Consider the following 20,233-nt stretch of genomic DNA (forward strand, 5'->3'; position numbering starts at 1 on the left):
TTCGCACTCTGCTGCCACTGATAGGAGACGGTGCCCGGCACTCCGTCCGCATCGCTCACGGTCGCGGTCAAGGTCTGGTTCTGCGTCGGCGTCCCGCTGACGCTTACCACACCGGGGCGGTTATTGGACTTCACCGGCACGTCAGTTGTACTCCCCCAGCTAGTCAGCGTGAATACATGCTATCTAAAATAGCAACACCAGCTGTACGGGTTGTAGTTTCGGTCGCGGCAGTCACGTTGGTTTCGCATTTAACAATATAAATAACATTAAAAGTATTAAATCGGAAGCGGTTTTTGCCTTTGGAGTAGCGCCGTTCGTCAACTTTCTCTTGAGCTTGAAGAAGCAGGCGCGCGTCACGGATCTCGTGCACTCAGCGGGATGTGCCGTTTGCCCAGCTTCGAACGCACTCGCGATGTCCAACTCTTATGGTTCCATCCGCTTCGCGATTAGGTCGGCGAACTCACCCAGATTCCGCGCCGCCTCGACCTCGCCCACGCGAAATCGAACGCGAAACTTCTGCTCGACGGCGATCACGAGCGAGATCTGCATGAGCGAGTCCCACTCATCGACGTCCGCCGCCGAGAGCTCGGGGGTGGCCGCGATCTTCTCTAGGAAGATTCCGTCGAATACTTCCTGCAACTTCGCTAATATTTCAGCCTGCTTCATAAGCTCTCCGGGCAACATCTATCTTTGTCGAACGCACCTGATACTTCCTCACCTCCAGCTCGAACTCTTTTCGGGTTGCGGAATCTTCCGTACGCGCGAAACCAAACTCCTCGTAGACTTCGGCGACGATACCGTTCTTAGTTGTCGGAAGATAAATGCCGCGCACTGTTGTGCAGCCGGCCACCTCTGCGAGCCGGAAAATCTCATTCATGATCTCGTCCTCGACCTGGCGCTTCAGCACGCGGCAACTCATGAGCCAGGTATCGAGAACGAAGACGCCGCCATCGATCTTTGCAATGACTACGGAGATGAGCCCGGAATCACCGAATCTATCCTCGAGCCGCATCGTGAAGCACCGGTAGTCCGGCCTTCCTAAGAGCGCCTTAATCTCAGTCTCGGACCGACGGGCCGTCGTCAGGTTGAACTGGTTGCTGCGCGCGATCAGCTGGGCGATGCGAGGAACGTCGAGCGAGTCGAATTCTTTGATCGTGCCTCGCATCTCAAGTGAGGTGAGGTAAGCAGGCATGTCGGTGACGCTGGCTGCGAGCTCCGTACGTCGCCGTTCTTGCCTGTACTGCGCCGTCCGTTCGAGATCCTCCTCGGTGATGGTCCGTGGCTCGAAATGACGTCCGGCCTGGATACGAACGATGAATTCGGCGGGGTCCGGCCCGAGGAGTACACCTGTAACCAACGGCTGAAACTGGCGCACGATCTCGATTTCCGCCGGGTTGTCGTCGGCAAACACGAAGCTGTCCAGGCCAAGGCGGAGTTCCTCCGCGATCCTCTGCAGGTTGTCCGACTTCGGGTCCCAATTGGCTTTGAAGGCCGCGAAGTGCTCCAGCCGGACAACCATCTCAGGATGTTTCTCGAATACCTCGATTGCGCGTGCATGGTCGTTCTTGCTGCATACCGCAAGCAGGACGCCGCGTTGGGAAAGTCCAAGCAGGTACCTCTGGAAAGCCTTGAACGCTTCACCACGGGGGGACGAGTCGCCAAGTTCGATTCCCTCGATACCGTCCTCCGCGATCACGCCGCCCCATAGCGTTTGATCGAGGTCGATCGCCAGGACCTTCTTGGAGCTCTGCTTCCGGGAGGCGATCAGATGGCTTAGCTCTTGCGCGATGTCGACGAGAAAGTCAGGTGAGCCGAGCTGCTTCGATTCATACCACGCTCGCGCATCCGCCGCGGCTGAGATTCCTCGCCGCGCCGAGAGGAACTCGACGTCGCAGATTTGCACCTCAGCTGGGGCCCGAAGCCCGAGCTCGAGATTGACCGCCTTTCGGAAACTCCAGTCCGTGCCAAGCGTACGTGAACGAAACGAGCCGAGATCGAGGCCGCCGGGCAGCGCAAGATTGGCGAGGATCACCGCCGCGCCGGAGCGCACGGTGAAAGTCTGCGCGAGGTTGAGGAGGTGCTCAGCGGCGCGGACCGCGGCTTCGCGCTGATGTTCGACGTCATCGAGGAGCGAGCCTGAAAACCGGCAGTGGCTCGCGTTCGGCAGTATGAAGGCGAGATCCGGCTTGAAGGCGTACAGTGAGCTCGAGCCGTCAAGGATCTCCGAGACGAAATTATCGTACTCGCCGAGGAAACGTTCGCACTCGATCCCACGAATGGCCAGCAGATGTTCAACCAGTTCGTGCAACGGATAAAGGTTGTAGCCGCCTATGAGGGCGAGGCGGAGTCTTGGCTGGACGCTTCCGGGTGCATAAAGCTTCGCCTTTTTTCGAAGCGTCGACAGAAAGAACAGCTCGGAGAAGCTCGTCGCTTGCCGCGAGCGGGCGACCAGATGCCCCCAAAACGTGGCATCGCCTGACAACGCCAGGGACTTGAGTTCGGCATCATTGATGGGCCGATCCGGCAGGGGTGCTGCAGCGAGAATGGCGAGCCTCCGTCAGGACAGCGACATGATGTGATTGTCTCCCACATTAAATGATGATATGGCTCGGGTCAATTAAATGTATTTAAATAGCTAATTAAGGTACAATAAATATGATGGTGCATATCAGGCCGGAGCCGGCGAGCCCAAGCACGCTTTCCACGAAAGCCGAGAATCTCAAACGGCTTCGCGGAGGAAATAACCTGCTTCTCCGAGAGCTCCGGCTGGAGGACTCCGCGCAAGTCATCGCTTGGCGGAATGATCCCGTTCTCGGTAAGTTCCTGACCCGCGAGAAGCTGACTTTGGCTCAGCAGGAAGAGTTTTTCCGGAACTATCAAGCGAGGGTCGACGATTACTATTTCATTGCCGAATTCAAGCGCTCGAAGAAGCCGGCTGGCAGCATCGCGCTGGCGAACCTGGATTTCGCGGCGGGACAGGGCGAAGTTGCGCGGTTGATCGTCGATCCTGCTGCGCGCCTTTTCCTGGCAGAGATGTTCGACCTTTTACTCGAATTCGCATTCGAGCAGCTGGGGCTTTCGGCCGTCGTGGCCAACGTTCAAAGCCGGAACAAAGCCGCGAAGAACTTTCATATTCGCCTCGGCTTCCAAATTGAAAAGGTTGCGCCGAAAGCTTGGTGGAACGGCGACGACGTGATTACGTTTCGGATGTCGCGCGCAGACTATCCACGGCTAAAACAGGCCTGGTCGGCGCTGCTCCTCGATGCACGAGAGGGTTAAACTGTTTGAGCAACCAGCCAGATTCCGCTCGACGCCGCCCGTCTCCTTAGGCTGCCAGGGAAGGGAGGAGCAGCGCATGGATTTGCAGTTTCATCACGTGGGAATGGCGTGTCGAAAGATCGCGGCGGAGCTGTCCGAGCTCGCGGTCGTTGGCTACAGTCCTGAAGGCCCCATGTTCGAGGACCCCATCCAGCAGGTTCGGATTCAGTTTGTATCAGGCGGCGGTCCGCGCCTGGAGCTCATTGAGCCGATCGGCGCACAATCGCCTGTGGCAGGTATCTTGAAGCGCGGCAGCAAGTTCTATCATCTTGCTTACGAAGCAGCTCGCTTCGACGATGCGATCGCCAGCTTCGGGGCGCAGCAGTATCTTGCCGTATCGTCACCTGCGCCGGCGGTCGCGTTCGACATGCGCCGCATAGTGTTTCTTGCCTCCGCGACGCTCACGCTCGTTGAGCTCATCGAGGCGAGGGCCTAGCGCGAGTTGGCGATTGGTGCGGATGCCGGGTAACGATTTGCGCGAGCCCGTCAGACGAAACAGCTCCGCTGCGCCGAACCCATTCAGCAGCGCGCAGGCCGCCGGCCTGCAGTCTCACGACCGGCTCGGGGCCAAGCTCGGACAGCAGAATGCCCATGTGCCCCGATCCCGGAGGCGTTGTTGGCCAAACGCCCAACCCATTTTCTGACAATACGGTTCGATCGATGTCGCCCCAAAACTGCACGACAATGGCGCCAGGAGGCGCACACGCAACGAGGTGAGCTGTTTCCGGCGCGCCGATGCGAGGCTTAGCCGCCGGTCGCAGCGCAACGATGATTGCGTCCCATTGGTCATGATACAAGGTCTGGACGTCCTCGAAGACGTCCACGCTCGCTCCGGAGCTCACGAGACCGGAGCGAAGCGAGCCAATGAAGTCGTTGTCGCACAGCAGGGCAATGCGATTCTTGTAAGCGGATAAGCCGCTATCGTGCAGTTGCTTCACGCACAGTGGACCGAGAAACGAGAAGACATCGACTGACGGGTGACGTTCGTTCACGCCGACGATTGGAATTCCGCGCCGCAAGCATGCGTCCATGTCGAGGTCCTCGGAGCGAAATTCCCAGGCCTCGAACATCAAGGCGATGACGGCTTCCTTTGGTAGCTCATCAATAAGCGCAGCGGTCAGAGGCCGAAGATGGCCGCTGTTGGTCACGATATCCGTCTGATGGATGATATCGGGGGTGATCTGCTCCAGGATGTCTATGCGATTGGCCACGCCGACCGAATCTGCGAGCTTGAGGGTCTGGTCCATGGCTTCAACCGAGGTGCCGTGCCGCGTAGTTTTCGTAAAGGCATAGACGTGCCTGGCTCCGGCCATCGCTGCGAGAACGGCCGTCACGGCATACGCCCCGGTCGCAGCCTCGGTGAGAACCGTTAGTTCCGAAAGGTCTAAGAGAGTTTCGGTGAGGGCGCGGCTCATCAGCGCGCCCAGACGTGGCAATGAGAAGCCTGGTCGTAAGGTGGTGTCGAAGCGAGACCGCAATTGCCCGAACGCTACACCGGACTCGGTCCCGATCATGAAATCGCCTCTCGGTTTCGTCAGGTGGGAAAGCGGTCGCTTGGGCGCATGTGCGGCGACTGCTCTAGCCCCGTTTTGCGCCGAAGCGGCGCTGAAGAGCGATGTGCCGCTTCATTTAATGCAATTAAAATATAATAGTAACGCGCCCTGTGCATATAAGTCGTTTGGTATAATCTGCCTCTGGACCTCGCTTTGCGCAGGAGTTCACCGATGCGCCGCGACGGGAGTTCGGCATGCGATAGTACTCAAGGTGTTGTTTCCGCGCAGACAATTTAAATGCCGAGATTAACATATTTAACTTGCGGCGCATCCAAATCCGTTTATTTTCTATGACCATCGCAGGGAGAGCGCCGATGAACCCGACTGACTCCAATAGTGAAGACCGCCGTGAGTTCTTGAGAAGCTGCGGAAAATTTGCCGCCGTCACTCCTCCCGTGATGACACTGCTGCTTTCGACCTCTCTGACCTCATCCGCCATCGCTAGTTCTGGCGGAAACGTTGTGCAGGGCAATAATGGCAAGGGCAACGGTGGTGGGGACGGCAGTCCTAACGGGAAAGAAGATAGCACTCGCTAAAGTGGCGCCTGGCGGCCCAGCCCTGACACCGTCCCGGGGACCGGTCGGAGGTTCAGCCGGCCCGGCGGCGCCGTTGTGCGGACGGGCGGTCGATCAGGAGATCGTTTAGCTTCTTGCCGGCGCGAAGCTGCGCCTTCAGCCATCGAGGCTGCTTACCACGGCCGGACCAGGTTTCGGACGGGTTCTTAGGGTTCTGATACTTCGGCAGCACGGGAGGGTAGGGGCGGCGTGCACGTCCCTCGGTCTGCCCCCCGGTCTTACCTTCGATCTTGCGAAGCCGCTCTTCGAGCTTGGCTTTTTCCGCGGTCATCCTGCGACTAAGAACAGCAGTGACCTCATCGTAGAGTCGCCACAGCTCAGCTGTGGTCATAGATGCCCAATCATCGTTCTCCATGGAAGCCGTCCCCACTACCTCCGAACCGAAACAGGAGGGGGGCTTATCAGGTCAAACCGGGGTCCGGCAAGCACGATCACCCGTGCCGCTGCGCCAGTGTGCGTGGTGGTCGGAGTTACCGGCTGGGCCCGTGCCTCCGAACCAGCGGTCGCTTCGCCCTCCGCCCCCGGGCTCGTCGCCTCGGCGCAAGCAATCGCTGCTCGGCCTTCGACACGCGGCTACGCAAGTTCTGCAATTCAGTGAATTGAATGATGAGAGCCTGATGAGTTTGACGCAAAACTGCTGAAGAATACATGTGACCACCTACTCATTGCCAACGACGCCCTCCCTGACCGCTCATTGAAGTTGCTGAATTGACGAATATGCAGCTCCAATATGGGTGACCGGATTTCGTCGTTGCTACACTGGCTGCGCGACGCAGCCGTTTTCGTGCTTTACTAACCAGCTTCGCCTTGATGAATAGTATTACTTTTCCTCCCTTCAATAACGTGGCTTTTTGAACGATCTTGTGTTCGTCGAAACTTCGTCGAATGTTAGATTTGAATCGTGAATGACCCAATATATCGTTGGTAATAACGGTGCCAACGAAGTTAATTAGATGTTGACCATCATGACACAGCAGCCGATCCGTGCGCCTAGACATTCTATGGGAGAATTTCCTGATCGAATCTATCATGCGTTGTCGAAATTTGGCTTTCGTCTACAAGCTTGCGGCCTCGAATGTTGAGCACCGCATTCTTACGGTGCTGCGCATACTTGCCGGTCAAGTTACCGTGGCGCAGTCGTCGAACGTTCGGCTGTCTAGGATTTGAGACTGTGTGACATTGTCGCCGAGCGGACCCGTCATCCTCGCGTTTCGAAGAAATTGTTGGATTAAACGGCTGCACGGGGGGTTGTTAGCGATAGGCAGGGGAAGCATGCACCGCACCAGAATTGTCATCGCGGATCGACATCCGATCGTTTTGCAAGGGATCAGGAGCGTTCTTGCAGCGCAGCGTGATTTTACGATCGTTGCGTCCTGCAGCGATGGCGCAAGCTGCAATGAGGCAATCCGATTTCTTGTGCCGGATGTCGCGCTCGTCGATGCTGCACTGCCTGATGTCAGCCGGCAGCAGATCCTCGCTCCCGCAAACGCTTCAGGCCCAAGTCCCGCGGTAGTCTTTTTCGCCGGTGTCGCGGCGGATCGTGAGTTGCAAAGGCTGGCCTTGGAGGGCGCCTGCATCGTCCTCTCGAAGGATTCGGATGCCGAGATGCTGGTCTCAACCCTGCGGAAAGCCGCCCAGGGCCAAGCAGCGGCCTCGCCGAGCGCATGGCTAGCCAATGATGAGGCCCGCCCCGATGAGAAGCCCCTGGCACAACTGACGGACCGGGAGCGGCAAATCATGCGGCTTGTGTCGGAGGGTCTATCGAACAAGGAGATTGGACGTCGGTTGAACCTTGCCGACGGTACGATCAAGGTCCACCTTCATCATATCTTCCAAAAGCTGGACATCAGCAATCGCACGATTCTCGCGGCATTGGCGATTTCGCGAAACGAGCTGCATGCCGCGTCACGTAAGATGGATCCCCCTGATCTGTTGCATCAGGATCCGGCGAGCGTGAAATAATGGGAGTGTCTGGCTCTTCCGAACGTGCGCGGGGGTTATCGTGGCGCCAGAAGCCCAGCCATGTCGCTGCAGGCCCCTTCGGCCTCGGCTAACGTTCGAAAGGGCGAACCGCCAATCTTGATTGCGGCCTGGTTTTTGTGGAGCGGACGCCAACTCGCCAAATAGCCGGCGCGGCCATGAAAGCCGGGGCCTCTCGGGCTTCCGAAGCTGATCACGAACGAGAAGCCCTCGCTGGTTGCGCTCCAGATCTCCATGTCGCGGACAGACCGGTGGAATTGCAGTGGCATCGTCATCATCCGTTGCAATCGAGCCCTGCGCTCGACGTCCGTTAAAACGCAAATTAATCGTATTAAATGGCGAGCGCAACTCCGAAGCTGCGCCCGAAGGCCAGGAAGTACAGGAACGAGTACGGAAATTGCCCACGATCAATTGACGGCGCACGTCAAGAAACACCACTCACATAAAGAAAATTATCGGTTGAAAATACATTTAATGTATAATACCGTAATTAATATTTTAAATCGAGGAGAGCGTGTTGTGACCCGGGACGGCAACGAAGATGACGACCGGCGGGCGTTCTTGAAAACCTGCGGAAGATTTGCGGCCGTCACACCCCCAGTGATGACTCTGCTTCTATCCACTTCCCTGACCTCAGGAGCCATTGCAAGCTCGGGGGGCCTGCGTGGAGTGACGCAGAAGGATGGGAGGCAATCGTCGTTCTTCGATAACGACCGGTCGTCCGTATCGGGACCGGGGAGCTCCAGCGGCGGGTCAACAGGGGGCGGGGGAGCCCCTGGCGGGGGCTCTGCTAAATCATCTCGCGCCGGAGGAGGGGCAGCCGGTGGCGGATCCGGCGGTAGCGGCGGGTCTGGCGGTGGCGGAGGCAGTGCGAAAGGGCCTTTCGCAACCGGCGGCAGCTCTGGAATTCCAAACGCAAGTGGTGGGCTCGATTGCGCAGAAGAAGACGAGGAAAAGCGCAAGGCCGAGTGTCCGGGAGCTAACACCAGGATTTCGAGTGCAGCCGAATCCAGCCGATAGCAGTCTTCTCAGCCCATGCGTGAGCCTGCGGCGCCGTACGGTTTGGCAGGGCTGGACCTTTCTTAAACTCCGGCCGAGTCGTCCCTTGTTGCACCGCCGCAGCGCGATTTGCGGTGTAAACACTGCCAAATGTTCATGCGATTGTGGTGAATTACATACTTTTCCTGAGCTTATGCGACTTCTTCTCAAGACCTCGATCAGGAGCGTGTCATGAATATCCGCGTTCGAGCGGAGAGTCCTGCGGCGCTGCTTCGAGAACGTCTCGAGGCGCTGGTGGCAGAGCTTGCGGAACTTGAAAAGCTCAGAGAGCGGGTAGGTCGAGAGGAGAATCTTCAGCGCAAGCTGCGCAAGGCAGGCAGCGCCAACAACCCCGCTCGGACCGCGGGTGGGCCTTCCGGCTTCGCACAGGCAAAGCTCATGGCCATACCGCTCATTCGCAAGAAGTCGGGCTGTTGTGACGAGCGTCCCAAGGCGAGTGGATGACAGGAATTTTCGTCCATTGCTCGCTTCGGCCGGGAGCCGGCCGCAAAGTCGAAAAAATGCCGCGCAGGATCGGACGTTTGCAGCGACCGAGCCTCGCGCGGTTTGCCGAATGGCGCGGGCACATGCGGGGTGGTTCGCGAAAACGAACTGGTTCTAAGAGCCTGTCCCGGCTATTCGGCCGCCAGGCGAGCGGGAGGCGCTCCGCGCTGGAGGCCTATGAACGAGCCCGACCGTGCTCTGCGAGACGATCCGATCGATTCTGCGGCTCATGATCTTGTAGCATTCGCATGCCATGGCTTCGAGCCGCGGCCGATCGATTTCAAGCTGGCCACGTCGATTGGATCTTAGTGCTCTTGATGTTCGCATTGTGCTCACGACATGTGTGACGGTGGTGCGGCGGACGCCCAGCAATTCCGACAACGTTTCTTGGGTCAGCGGGAGGAGATCGCTGCCATTTGCCCGATCGTGAATGTGAAGCAGCCAGCGCGCCAAGCGGGCTTCGACAGAATGTAATGCGTTGCAGGCAGCCACGTGCTGGAGTTGCGTCAGCAACGATCTCGTGAACACTTGCACCATCGCTGCGACGGCGGGGCTGCAATGTTGCGCTGTCAGGAATTGCGCAGGCGAGATCTGCAGCGCGGTCCCGGCGATGCGAGCAACGGCCGTCACGGGCGAGTGGGATGCGCCAAGCGCTGACGTCAGACCCACAGCCCCTTCATGCCCCACTATCGTCGTGGCGACCGTCTGCCCGTTCGGCAGCTCCATGATAGTGGCTATCGCGCCGCTCAGGGGGAAGAGAAGATGTTCGATCCGATCGCCTGATCGGACGAGCACCGTATCGCGCTCGATGACGATCTTCCGCAGATGAGGTGCAAGCAAAGCAAAATCCGCCGGCGGCAACGCTGCTAACAACCGATTACCAACCCTGGTCGCGTGGTCCATCATGGGATCAACCCCCGACGGATGTTCGGCGCGAGAACTCATGCCGGCTCGTCGAGCTGCTGTCCGGCGTGCAGCTCAACAGCAGTCAACTGGCAACCACAGATATGGTTCCTGCGATGAAGGCTAGCATGCGCTGGTCTGCCAATCGCAGGAACGGCTTGCGCCCGCGACTCCAGCTTGCGCTTATACAGACCTGTCGCTGACCTGCAATTGATGTCGTCGACTCGCCGACGGCAGCCTGCGCTGCGGCTGAACAGCATCCCAGCCAACGATCAGTCTCCGAACAGCTGATCGGCCTTGAGTTGTGAAGCGCGCCAGGCGCGGATCGCGAGCGCGCTCTGAAAGTCTCGTCTCAGGGGCGGACAATTTCCAAGATGGCGTTCTGGCCGCCGGGACCAATAGCGTTGGAATGACGGCCGTGAGCCGTTCGTGTGCCCCACTCGAAGCCCACCCAACGGCCTGGCGTCGCCGTACTGTTCGGCAAAAGGCTAGGACTTACGGCAAATGGGCACATTTGCACGTCAAATTCGCGATTTTAGATATGGTTAAACCGGATTAAATCTCTTTCTTTATTCTATTCGTTGTATTTTAATGACTTCACTCGGTCTCGGCTATATGCCGAAGGACATAGACGGCCGGGTCGAGGCAGAGTCCATGTTAGACACGTCTGCGAAAGAGCGGATACTCAAGCCCGTCCGGCTTGTGATCGTAGATCGACAGCCGATCGTTCTACGGGGGCTAGAGTCGATACTCGGGGCACAGCCGGACTTCGACGTCATCGCGTCGTGCAGCGACGGGACAAGCTGCATCCAAGCGATGCGGAATTTGACACCCGACGTTGCACTTCTTGCTGACACCCTGCCAGATCTAACGGCATCCGAGATCCTCGTCATTGCGAAAGCTGATCGGCTGCCCACGCGCCTGGTGTTCTTTACAGATTCCGACACGGACCACGATCTAACCTTGGCCATCGCTGCTGGCGCGTGTGATGCAATCGCGAAGCATGTTGCACCGGACGCTGTGCTGCGATCGCTGCGACTGATGACGAAGCGTAGCTTTTTGGAGCAGTCCGATCTCTCGCCAACCGTCGAGAAAACCGACAGCTGCAAAATCGACAACCTACTGGAGCTATTGACGCCGCGCGAACGTCAAATTGTACGACTGGTGTCAGAAGGAATGTCGAACAAGGAGATCGCGCACCAGCTAAACGTTTCAGATGGAACCGTTAAAGTACACCTGCACAACATATTTCAGAAGCTTGAAATAACCAACAGGACGGTGCTCGCCACCCTCGCATTGCTACAACGCCCGTCCGGGTTCGGAATGCTCTCGCTGGCTCTCCTGGCGGTCGCCATTGCGGACGAACTCAAGGCGTCGGAGGCAAACGACATTCTTCCGCATGACGACAGCACCGGCCCCGCGGTGGAGTATGCCGAATATGAGCTCTGGAAGCGAGCTATCCTCCGTCACGCCATCGTCGCGGATTCCGACGAAAAGCCGTCGTTCACTCAGAGAGGCGTTTTTGTCGGGGCGAGCCAAATCTCGACCGCGGCCTCGGCAATGGAAGCGCCTCGCACCGCTGAGCAATCCGCAGGCTCGAAATCGTGGAAGGACTACGGTTCTGTTGGATCAAGCACGCCCGGTTTGGCCACACCTTCCCTGCGAGGAATGAACGACGCGAAGATTGGAGGTGACTCCACCGAGGAACATCTATTCTCGCGGCTGACATCCAATCCGACTTTGATTCACGGAGGGTATGGTACTTTCGCCACCCTCACCGGTGCGTTGATCTACACACTCAGCGATCCCCATTTGGCATTGCCGTCGCATGACCCGGCCAAAGCGCCGCTCGACAGCTTCGTGGACGTTACCGGATACAATGCGGCCACCAAACTGGCTGCGATCACCAATGCCGACGATCATCATGTAGATGATTCAGTCCCGGGTTTCCTTGCGCAGGCTTCTCGCCTGCCTTCCGCGTTTGTGGCCGCTGAAAATGAAAGCGCCGCCGGAGAAGGCACTCGGGGCCACTCGAGTGATGGTACCGTAGGGGAGACTCTCCAAAAACTTGCCGGCCTCGTGCACTTCAGTCACGATGCCGGTAGTAGCGGATATAGCCACGATCAGCTGATGGGCGGCAACGTCACTGAAAACGTTGTTCATCGCGACCCGACCGATTCCAGTTCTACCTCTTCCGACTCTGTCTTCAACTTCGCGTCTGGGCCGAGCAGGATCAATCTTGCGGCTTTCGGAGCCCTTGCCAGGCTTCATATGACAGCAGCAAGCAAGTCCATACCGCCACACACCGTCGCTTGGATCTTCAACTCCACAACCAATGAAACGATCGTCTATGTGAATGCGACCGATCATGTTCTGGAGATCGGAGACCGCGACCTGTTGGAAATCCATCTGCCGGGAATTGTATCCATCGCAGAATCGGATTTTGTCGGCCAGCCGACAGCCGCGGCGGCCGCTCTCACGTTGGAGCAGCTCGAAGAAGCGCTGACATCCGTGATTGCAATCGAAGCTATTCTGAGTACCGACAGTGCCCATGCAAGTATCGGGACGAGAGAGAGCACATTCGGGACCAATGGAGTTTGGGACAGTCTGGCTGATGCCGGCTTGAGGACTGAATTCGCGCCGGTCCGCACAACGGAAGAGAGCGTGGATGGGACCGAGGGGTCGGCTCGCATATCACCGATCGTGCTTGCTCATGCTGCAGCGGTAACGGAAGTTGAAAGTCTTACATTGAAGAGTCAGGGGAACGATGCAGGCACCGGCCCCAGCATCGCAGCGGCCGGTAGCGCGGGCGGCAGTAACTCACAGCATGTTCTGGAGCCATGGCCTGCAAAGGAAACAGGTGCGGAGCAGACGGACGGTGGCTTCATACCTGGGAGTGATGTCGGTGATGAGAACGAGCATCAATCCCCGGCTTCGGACCCTTCGGGAAGGTCAGGGAAGACGGCAGAAACAGGCAGCGCGGAACATGGCAAGCCGGTGCATTCAACCTCTAAAAACGCACCGGAAGCAGCCGATTTTGGTGAATCGAGCCTCGCGACAGCGCACAGGGACGACCGCGAAGGGGCGCAGCACGCTCCCGAGCAAATGTCTGCAATGGCCGGCGCCAGAGATACGGCCGACGTGAAGTCCATGCCGGGCAATCGCGCTGGCAAGGACAACGCGCATGATTCATTGGCTTCGGACGATTGGTCAGGGCCAGCAAAAGCGGCCGAACCAGGCGGCCGGGACCACAGCAACTCGCACGCGTCGGAGCGAGGGTCGGCAAAGGCAGCCACGGAGACGGCCGAAGCGAAGTCCATGCCGGACAATCGCGCCGGCAAGGACAACGCGCATGATCCACCGGCTTCGGACCGTTCGTCAGGGTCAGCGAAAACGGCCGAACCAGGCGGCCTGGACCACAGCAACTCGCACGCGTCGGAGCAAGGGTCGGCAAAGGCACCCACGGAGACGGCCGAAGCGAAGTCCATGCCGGACCATCGCGCCGGCAAGGACAACGCGCATGATTCACTCGCTTCGGACGATTCGTCCGGGCCAGCGAAAACGGTCGAACCAGGCGGCCTGGGCGCCAGCAACTCGCACGCGTCGGAGCGAGGGTCGGCAAAGGCGGCCACGGAGACGGCCGACGCGAAGTCCGTATCGGGCAATCGCGCCGGCAAGGACAACGCGCATGATTCACTGGCTTCGGACGATCCGTCGGGGTTAGTGAAAACGGCCGAACCAGGCGGTCTGGACGACAGCAACTCGCACGCGTCGAAGCGAGGGTCGGCAAAGGTGGCCACAGAGACGGCCGAAGTGAAGTCCATGCCGGGCAATCGCGCCGGCAAGGACAACGCGCATGATCCACTGGCTTCGGACGATTCGTCAGGGCCATCAAAAGCGGCCGAACCAGGCGGTCTGGACCACAGCAACTCGCGCGCGTCGGAGCGAGGGTCGGCAACGGCGGCCACCGAGACGGCCGAAGCAAAGGCGACACCGGGCAATGGCCTCGGCAATGACAACGAGCATCATTCCTGGACTCCAGCCTATACGCGCGAGTCAGCGAAGATGGCAGAGCCCAGCGGCGTGGAGCAGAGTAACAAATGGGAGCATTCGACCTCTGCTCACGGCCCGAAGGCTGACGAAAGTGTTGCAACGGCGGAGCCGGAGCCTGTAAAGGCGACAACCACGGAGTTGGCTGAAACTGTCTTCATGTCCGAGATGAGTGTCGGCGATGGCGACAATCATCGTGCATCGAACGCAAGCGCGTCGGCAGCAGTGGCCACGGCAAAATTGGCTGACCTGCAGCACAGTAATTCAGGATACAATTCACACTCGTCACACTCGACCTCCGCAAAGGCATCAGCAGCAGCTGAAATTGCCGAATCGAGCGCCACAAAAGGCGATAGTGCAGGGAACGGAAACTCGCAGCACGCTACGCAACCTGCCGCAATCGCATCGGAGGCCGCACAGCCGGCTAAAGCTGCGTTCGAGACCGGCGCCGCCGATCAAGAGCGGGTGTTCCGCTTCGACAGCGACGCAACTCCTTTCACTCCCATCGTCACGATTGAACCTAGAGAGGTCCACATTCCGCTCGATCCACGCGTCAAGCCCGGTCAGACGGCCACCCTCGATATCCTCGTCAAAATCCTGCCCAACGGACTGGATGATCCCGCGGCCAACCATGGCAATAACGGTCCCCATCACGCCCCTGTAGCTGCGCACCATGACCTACTGATTTGAAATGTTGCATTGTCTCGCGAGCAGGACGCAGGGCCGATGTTGAACAGCCTGCTCCGCATACTGGTCGGTTGATATGCAGCCTAGATCCTTGAGTGGCCGGCGTGGGACCAATCGTGCCGTGGGACAGCGCGATCTCTCGAAAAACGCCACCCGACAAGACGCGCCTTGGGTGGCCTTCCTGAAAGATATTCTTAGACTTGAAATGCCCCTGATGCATTGATAGTCCTCGATAACTCATTGAAATCGCAGAAAATGCGACCGCCCTCCGAGCGCACCACCTTCATTTTTATAGCTTTTCTGGGCGGGGTTCGCGCTGCACGCCGCGATTCGGAACCAAAGCCCTCGCCCCGCATTCGCAACTGGTCGCCGAATGCGCTTGAAGGTGGAGGACGATGAGGGACGCTATGTCCGATGTTGCCGAGATCCGCGGCGCCGTTCACCTGTGCATCGACATGCAGAACATTTTCGCCCCCGATGGCCTTTGGGCGACGCCCTGGATGGAGCGGGTGCTGCCGACGGTCGTCTCGGTCGTTGCGCGCCACGCGGAGAGAACGATCTTCACACGCTTCATCACCCCGCAGGATCCGGAGGATCGCCCGGGGCAATGGCAGAGTTATTTCCGCCGCTGGCGCCAGGCGACGCGCAGGCATCTGCCGTCATCGGCTCTGGAGCTCGTGCCGGCCTTGGCACGTTTCGTTCCGCCGGCGGCGATGATCGACAAGCCGGCCTATTCCGCGTTCAGCAATCCCGGTCTTGCGCGCCTGCTGGTCGAGAAGAACGTCGGCACCGTCGTGATATCGGGCGCGGAGACGGACGTCTGCGTGCTCTCGACGGTCCTGAGCGCCGTCGATCTTGGCTTCAGGATCGTCCTTGTCGAGGACGCGCTGTGCAGCTCGTCCGACGTCGGCCACGACGCGCTCATGACGATGTACCGCACCCGCTTCCACGGCCAGGTCGACCTGGTGACAGCGGAAGAGCTGGCCGAGGTCTGGCGGGAGTAGGGTCCGACGTCATTGAGCCGCGCAAGGTCCTCGCGCCCACGAGGCGGATCAAGCGACCGCGACGTCGGCCGCCGGTCTCGCATGCGGCGGCCGAGCATCGTCCGCGCCGGACCGCATGCTCAGGTAGGTTGGGTCGAAGCCGGCGAGCCGGACCAGGCCCGGCCAGTCCGTGATGGTCAAGGTCTTGCCCTGCCATTGCAGCAAATGGCAGCGGCGCAGCTCCTGGATGGTGCGGTTGGCATGGACCGGGGAGATGCTGCAGGCTGCGGCGAGGTCGGACTGGGTGAAGGGCGAGGACAACCTGAAATCCCGGGCAAGCCCGACGGTTTGCAGCCGCACCGTGATCTCGCAGAGCAGGTGCGCCACGCGTGTCAACGCGTCCCGGCTGCCGAGGTTCACCGTCCAGTTGCGCTGGATGGCGTGATCGGCAAGCAGCATCAACAGCAAGGCATGCGACATTGCCGGAGATCGCACCGCGAGCTCGCGAAAGAAGCGGTGCGGCACGAGCGCGACGATTGCGGAACCGAGCGCGGTCAGGTTGCCCTCGATGCGCGGGCGATACAGGCTTTGCAGGTTGGCGATGTCGCCGGGCACGCAGATCGCGGTGATCTGGCCATCTGCGCTTTCGTCATTCTGCCAGGACAGATATCCCTGGAGCACCAGGCAGCATTGCGTTGCCTCATCACCGTGCCGCAGGATGGTCTGATGCGCGCCGAAATGCGCGATGCTGCTCGGCATGTCCGCAAGCAGATCGAGATGTTCCGGGGTCAGTTCGACGAGGCTCGTCAGGCGGTCGGCCAGCCTCGAGAAAGCAAATCCTGCCTGCATTTGATCTCCGACGGCCCCCGTCGGCCCAAGTGTGGCCGATAATGACGGCGGAAAGCATTAACGTTTGATAGGTTCGTCTGGAGTATCGGCGAGGCAGCAGGCCGCTTGCCGATACAAGATCCTCACGTTCAATTGACGTTGTCGCCGAGCATGTTGCGGACGCCTGTGGTCACGGCGGCGACGCCGCGCGTGCCGTGCATCAGCGCGATCTCGCCCTGCTGCTCGTGGCGGATGGCATGCGCCATGATGCGCAGACGAGGGTCGCCGCGGCTGTGCCACATCTGGTCGGCCATCCTGACCGCACCGCGGTGATGCCGGCTCATCGCCTCGACGAACAGCGTGTCGAACTGGTCCGGCGGCGCGGTCTTGACCTGGCGCATCTCGGCCGGCGTCAGGAAGCCCGGCATCGCCGCCCGCTCCTCGGTGCTGCAATCGGGCATCTCCGTGTCGAACCAGCTCAGCCACCAATTCTCGAATATGCGGTTCTCTCCGGTCTGGCTCGCGACCATCAGCATTGCGAGCTTGCGCAGATGCGGATCCTGCGCGCGCTCGGCAGCCGTCCGCGCCAGCTCGATGCCCTGGGCATGATGCGTTGTCATGTGACGGATGTAGGCCTGGTCTTGATCCCTGTCGCGGCCCATCCACGGCGGCTCGTAACCATGACCGCCGAACAATGCGACCGCCCCAAGTAGCGCAATCACGGCCAGCGCGCCGGTGATCCACATATTCGTGAACCGCACGTCGCTGTCAGGCGCAGTCCCGCGCCTCCAGCGCAGGCGCGCGAACAGGGGATAGATCACGGCGGAGGAGCCATGCACCAGCAGGCCGATCCAATAGGGTTGTTGCAGCGTGAACAGCGGCTGCCAGAATGGAAACAGCGGCACCAGCACGAACCATTCCATGCCTGAAGAGAACGCGGCCCAGGGCAGCGCCAGCAGCAGGATCGTCATCGGCCGCAAGTCGGCCGTCCAGCGTCCGAGCACGCCGAAGAAAACCAATGCCCAGGAAAAATCGGCCCATTGGTGAAAGGCGATCCCGGCCAGGATCGCGCTCCAGGATGGCTCGGAGCTGATCGCCCAGTCGCGCGCAGGAATCGCGGCAACCGTCATCCAATCGACCGCCGCATCGCGGCCGATTCGGGCAGCGAAGAGCTGGCTGACGATTGTCGAAAACGTGCTGCTGATCAGGCCGAGTGCGGCCGCGGCAATCCAGCGCGAACGCCGCCGCTCGCCGGTGGTGCGCCGCGCCCCACTCGTGAGTGCTGGTCGCGGCTCCGCGTTCACGTCAGCTGCTTGAGCTTCTTCAGCGGATTGAGTTCGCTCGGCTTGTCCTGTTCGTCGCGCCCGCGCTCGGCTTGCGCCTTGCCGTCGTCGTGCAGATCCTGGTCGCCGATGATCTCGCCGACGGCCTGCTTGGTCTTGCCGGCGATCCGCTGCTGCAGACCTTTGGTCTTGCCCATGAGCTGCCTCCGATATGTCCTGCCGTGGCTCACGCCGCTACCCCGGCGCCTGAAGGGGGCGTGGGCGCCGGGGCTGCGGTCTTGCAAATTGCCTCCGGCGGCGGGGGGAGACGCCGGAAGCGTTGATCAGACTCTTCGCGACGCGGATGGTTCCTCCTGACGTCACCGAGGTTCGAGCGCGATGATCACGCCTTCGTTGCCCCGGAGCAGGATGGACGCATCCGGCACCGGCTCGGGCGGCCGATCCAGATGCGTCGACATCAAGAGACGGCCGCGACCTTGCCAATGGAATTTCCGCGGTTCGGCCGCGAGATTGAGCGCGACCAGAATTTCGTTACGGCCTGCCGTCCGTCTGAAGGCCAGGACATCGTTCTGCGAGCGCAGCGGCTCGTAGCCGCCCCGTTGCAGGCCGGCATGCTTGCGCCGCAGCGCCATCAGCGCGCGAAACAGAGCGAGGATCGAGCGCTCGTCGCGCTGCTGTGCGGCGACATTGGCCGCACCATCGGGCGGCTCGAGCGGCAGCCATGGGCGGCCCGTCGTGAAGCCGCCATCGGGGCTGTCATCCCACCGCATCGGTGCGCGTTCGGGATCGCGGCACAGGCCGTAGCCGGGCACGAGCTTCTCGAAGGGATCGCGGACGCGGCCCTGCGGAATCGGCACGCGCTTGCGGCCGATCTCGTCGCCCATGAAGAAGAACGGCGTTCCCCGCAGCGTCATCAGCAGCATCGCAAGCACGCGCATCTGCGCCTCGCCGATCTTGCTCGCGATCCGCTGCTTGTCGTGGCCGCCGATGACCCAGACCGGCCAGCCATCGTCAGGGATGGCGTTGAGATAGGCGTCGACCGTGGCCTGCAGCGAGAGGGCGTCCCATTTGGAATCGAGCAGGGCGAAATTGAGCGGCAGATGCAGGCGCGGCCGGTCGTTGCCATAGAAGTGGCCGATGCGGTCGATCTTGCCCTGGACCTCGCCGCACAACATCCGTCCGGGATAGGCGTCGATCACCTCGCGGATGAACTCGATGCAATCCATCGTCTCGGGCCGATCGTCGGTGAACACCGTCGTGTGCCGCTGGGGCGGCGGCTTGCCCTCGGCTTGCGGATTCGCCGGATTGTCGCGCAACAGCCGGTCCTTGATCAGGACCGCGCTGGCGTCGACGCGAAAGCCGTCGACGCCGCGGTCGAGCCAGAACCGCATGGCGTCGGCGATCGCGGCGCGCACTTGCGGGTTGCGCCAGTTGAGGTCGGGCTGCTCCACCAGGAAGGAATGATAGTAATATTGCCGGCGCGACTCGCACCATTCCCAGCCGCTGCCGCCGAACCGGCTCAGCCAGTTGTTGGGCGGCCCGCCGTTCTCGGCCGGATCTGCCCAGACGTACCAATCCGCTTTCGCGCTGTTGCGCGAGCTCGCGCTCTCGACGAACCAAGCGTGATCGTTCGCGGTGTGATTGGGGACGAGGTCGAGGATAAGCCGGATGCCCGCAGCGTGCAGCGCTTCGAGCAGGCGATCGAACTCCTCGAGGCTGCCGAAGGCGGGATCGATTGAACAATAGTCGGAGATATCATAGCCTAGGTCGCGGAAGGGGCTCTTGTAGATCGGCGTCAGCCACACCGCGCCGACGCCGAGCCACTTCAGATAGTCGATGCGCGACAACAGCCCGGCAAGGTCGCCCTTGCCGTCGCCGTTCGAGTCCTGAAAGGAGATCAGCGCGATCTCGTAGATGACGGCGGATTCCCACCAAGCGGCTTCATCACGGGACGCGTCGCTCATCGCCTTGCTTCACCTCGTTTGTATTGACATGGTTTGTTTTGGCATGCGCCGCGATCTGCCTTGCCGCAGTTCGGGCGCTCTCGATGCCCTTGGGAAAGCCGCTGCGGTTCGGATAGAGCTTGCGCCGTGCATCGCGCGGCGGGCGGCGCGGCTTGGTGTCCTGCGCGGCGCGGTAGTCGAGCACGGCGATGCCGCCGACCATCAGCAGCGCCAGCGCGATATTGCCCTTCTTGGGATTGTCCGACGTCAGTCCGGACAGCAGCGCGGCGGCATCGAGGCCGTCGCCGCCGACGCGGGCCCACAGGCCGGCGTTCTTGTCGACCGAGAGCGACATGATTCCGGCGAGGATCTCGCGCACGCCGAAGGCGCGGACCAGCGTCTCATGGCCTTCCATGCCCAGCGTGTGCGTAACGCGCCGCGGCGCGAACAATTCGACCACGCCGAGGCCGATGCTGAACCAGCCGAGTGCGCGCGCGAGCTGATCCGCCGGCTGCTTCAGGCTCGGTCCGCCCTCGACGATCTTGGGGTCGCCCTTGGTGCGCACGATGTTGGAGAAGTGAAACATGG

Annotated in this window: 18 protein-coding genes and 1 pseudogene; 8 read left to right on the forward strand and 11 right to left on the reverse strand. The window is 60.4% G+C overall.

Going from position 1 to position 20,233, the window contains the following annotated elements; genetic code table 11:
- Positions 1 to 163 precede the first annotated feature (163 nt).
- Genes I6F31_RS29265 through I6F31_RS29275 form a run of 3 tightly spaced genes read right to left on the reverse strand, consistent with a single transcriptional unit; the run spans position 164 to position 2,482 of the window.
- A complete protein-coding gene (locus tag I6F31_RS29265; RefSeq protein WP_225186503.1) occupies positions 164 to 370 on the reverse strand; it encodes a hypothetical protein in 207 nt (68 codons plus the stop codon).
- A 53-nt stretch (positions 371 to 423) separates the two neighbouring features.
- Positions 424 to 666, reverse strand: a complete 243-nt coding sequence (locus I6F31_RS29270) for an acyl carrier protein (RefSeq protein ID WP_225115162.1) — start codon at positions 664 to 666, stop codon at positions 424 to 426.
- Complete coding sequence (locus I6F31_RS29275; RefSeq protein WP_225186504.1) at positions 653 to 2,482, reverse strand: HAD-IIIC family phosphatase; 1,830 nt, start codon at positions 2,480 to 2,482, stop codon at positions 653 to 655. Before I6F31_RS29275 ends, I6F31_RS29270 begins: the two co-directional genes overlap by 14 nt.
- Positions 2,483 to 2,655: 173 nt before the next feature.
- Here I6F31_RS29275 and I6F31_RS29280 point away from each other — a divergent pair, with 173 nt between their 5' ends.
- A complete protein-coding gene (locus I6F31_RS29280) occupies positions 2,656 to 3,279 on the forward strand; it encodes a GNAT family N-acetyltransferase (RefSeq protein ID WP_225186505.1) in 624 nt (207 codons plus the stop codon).
- Positions 3,280 to 3,355: 76 nt separating this feature from the next.
- Positions 3,356 to 3,754: a VOC family protein gene (locus I6F31_RS29285; RefSeq protein ID WP_225186506.1), complete on the forward strand. Its 399-nt coding sequence runs from the start codon at positions 3,356 to 3,358 to the stop codon at positions 3,752 to 3,754.
- Here the strand turns inward: I6F31_RS29285 and I6F31_RS29290 are convergent.
- A complete protein-coding gene (locus tag I6F31_RS29290; protein ID WP_225186507.1) occupies positions 3,735 to 4,832 on the reverse strand; it encodes a hypothetical protein in 1,098 nt (365 codons plus the stop codon). The genes I6F31_RS29285 and I6F31_RS29290 overlap by 20 nt on opposite strands.
- Positions 4,833 to 5,185: 353 nt before the next feature.
- Here I6F31_RS29290 and I6F31_RS29295 point away from each other — a divergent pair, with 353 nt between their 5' ends.
- Positions 5,186 to 5,407, forward strand: a complete 222-nt coding sequence (locus tag I6F31_RS29295; protein WP_081493985.1) for a hypothetical protein — start codon at positions 5,186 to 5,188, stop codon at positions 5,405 to 5,407.
- A gap of 52 nt (positions 5,408 to 5,459) precedes the next feature.
- Here the strand turns inward: I6F31_RS29295 and I6F31_RS29300 are convergent, their stop codons facing one another.
- On the reverse strand, positions 5,460 to 5,801 hold the full coding sequence (locus I6F31_RS29300; protein WP_036025684.1) for an H-NS histone family protein: 342 nt from the start codon (positions 5,799 to 5,801) through the stop codon (positions 5,460 to 5,462).
- A gap of 917 nt (positions 5,802 to 6,718) precedes the next feature.
- Between I6F31_RS29300 and I6F31_RS29305 the strand changes: the two genes are divergently transcribed.
- The 3 genes and pseudogenes from I6F31_RS29305 to I6F31_RS29320 all read left to right on the forward strand — a co-directional run bounded on the left by I6F31_RS29305 (position 6,719) and on the right by I6F31_RS29320 (position 8,929).
- Entirely contained in the window at positions 6,719 to 7,408 is a 690-nt protein-coding gene (locus I6F31_RS29305) for a response regulator transcription factor (RefSeq protein WP_051057152.1), read from the forward strand.
- Between the two features lie 492 nt (positions 7,409 to 7,900).
- Positions 7,901 to 8,305 (forward strand): annotated as a pseudogene (locus tag I6F31_RS29315) (hypothetical protein); the annotation flags it as partial.
- Positions 8,306 to 8,656: 351 nt separating this feature from the next.
- Positions 8,657 to 8,929 carry a hypothetical protein gene (locus I6F31_RS29320; protein WP_036013665.1) on the forward strand — a complete coding sequence of 91 codons (273 nt, stop codon included), beginning with the start codon at positions 8,657 to 8,659 and terminating at the stop codon, positions 8,927 to 8,929.
- Between the two features lie 153 nt (positions 8,930 to 9,082).
- Here the strand turns inward: I6F31_RS29320 and I6F31_RS29325 are convergent, their stop codons facing one another.
- A complete protein-coding gene (locus I6F31_RS29325; RefSeq protein WP_225186548.1) occupies positions 9,083 to 9,874 on the reverse strand; it encodes a Crp/Fnr family transcriptional regulator in 792 nt (263 codons plus the stop codon).
- Positions 9,875 to 10,462: 588 nt separating this feature from the next.
- Between I6F31_RS29325 and I6F31_RS29330 the strand changes: the two genes are divergently transcribed.
- The gene (locus tag I6F31_RS29330; protein WP_225186508.1) at positions 10,463 to 14,611 is read left to right on the forward strand and encodes a LuxR C-terminal-related transcriptional regulator; all 4,149 of its coding nucleotides are present in this window, start codon (positions 10,463 to 10,465) and stop codon (positions 14,609 to 14,611) included.
- 392 nt (positions 14,612 to 15,003) lie between these two features.
- Entirely contained in the window at positions 15,004 to 15,612 is a 609-nt protein-coding gene (locus tag I6F31_RS29335; RefSeq protein WP_225186509.1) for a cysteine hydrolase, read from the forward strand.
- A gap of 48 nt (positions 15,613 to 15,660) precedes the next feature.
- On the opposite strand, the gene I6F31_RS29340 is transcribed toward I6F31_RS29335, so the two are convergent.
- From I6F31_RS29340 to I6F31_RS29360, 5 genes are all read right to left on the reverse strand, one after another.
- The gene (locus I6F31_RS29340) at positions 15,661 to 16,440 is read right to left on the reverse strand and encodes a Crp/Fnr family transcriptional regulator (RefSeq protein WP_225186510.1); all 780 of its coding nucleotides are present in this window, start codon (positions 16,438 to 16,440) and stop codon (positions 15,661 to 15,663) included.
- 128 nt (positions 16,441 to 16,568) lie between these two features.
- Positions 16,569 to 17,723, reverse strand: coding sequence for a DUF305 domain-containing protein (locus tag I6F31_RS29345; protein ID WP_225186511.1), 1,155 nt, complete (start codon positions 17,721 to 17,723; stop codon positions 16,569 to 16,571).
- Positions 17,720 to 17,899, reverse strand: a complete 180-nt coding sequence (locus I6F31_RS29350) for a hypothetical protein (protein WP_027575113.1) — start codon at positions 17,897 to 17,899, stop codon at positions 17,720 to 17,722. The genes I6F31_RS29345 and I6F31_RS29350 overlap by 4 nt, the downstream gene beginning before the upstream one ends.
- 162 nt (positions 17,900 to 18,061) lie before the next feature.
- Complete coding sequence (locus tag I6F31_RS29355; protein WP_225186512.1) at positions 18,062 to 19,666, reverse strand: alpha-amylase family glycosyl hydrolase; 1,605 nt, start codon at positions 19,664 to 19,666, stop codon at positions 18,062 to 18,064.
- Positions 19,647 to 20,231, reverse strand: a complete 585-nt coding sequence (locus tag I6F31_RS29360) for a hypothetical protein (RefSeq protein ID WP_225186513.1) — start codon at positions 20,229 to 20,231, stop codon at positions 19,647 to 19,649. The genes I6F31_RS29355 and I6F31_RS29360 overlap by 20 nt, the downstream gene beginning before the upstream one ends.
- Positions 20,232 to 20,233: the final 2 nt, after the last annotated feature.

The organism is Bradyrhizobium sp. NBAIM01, assembly GCF_020194115.1.
GTDB lineage: Bacteria > Pseudomonadota > Alphaproteobacteria > Rhizobiales > Xanthobacteraceae > Bradyrhizobium > Bradyrhizobium yuanmingense.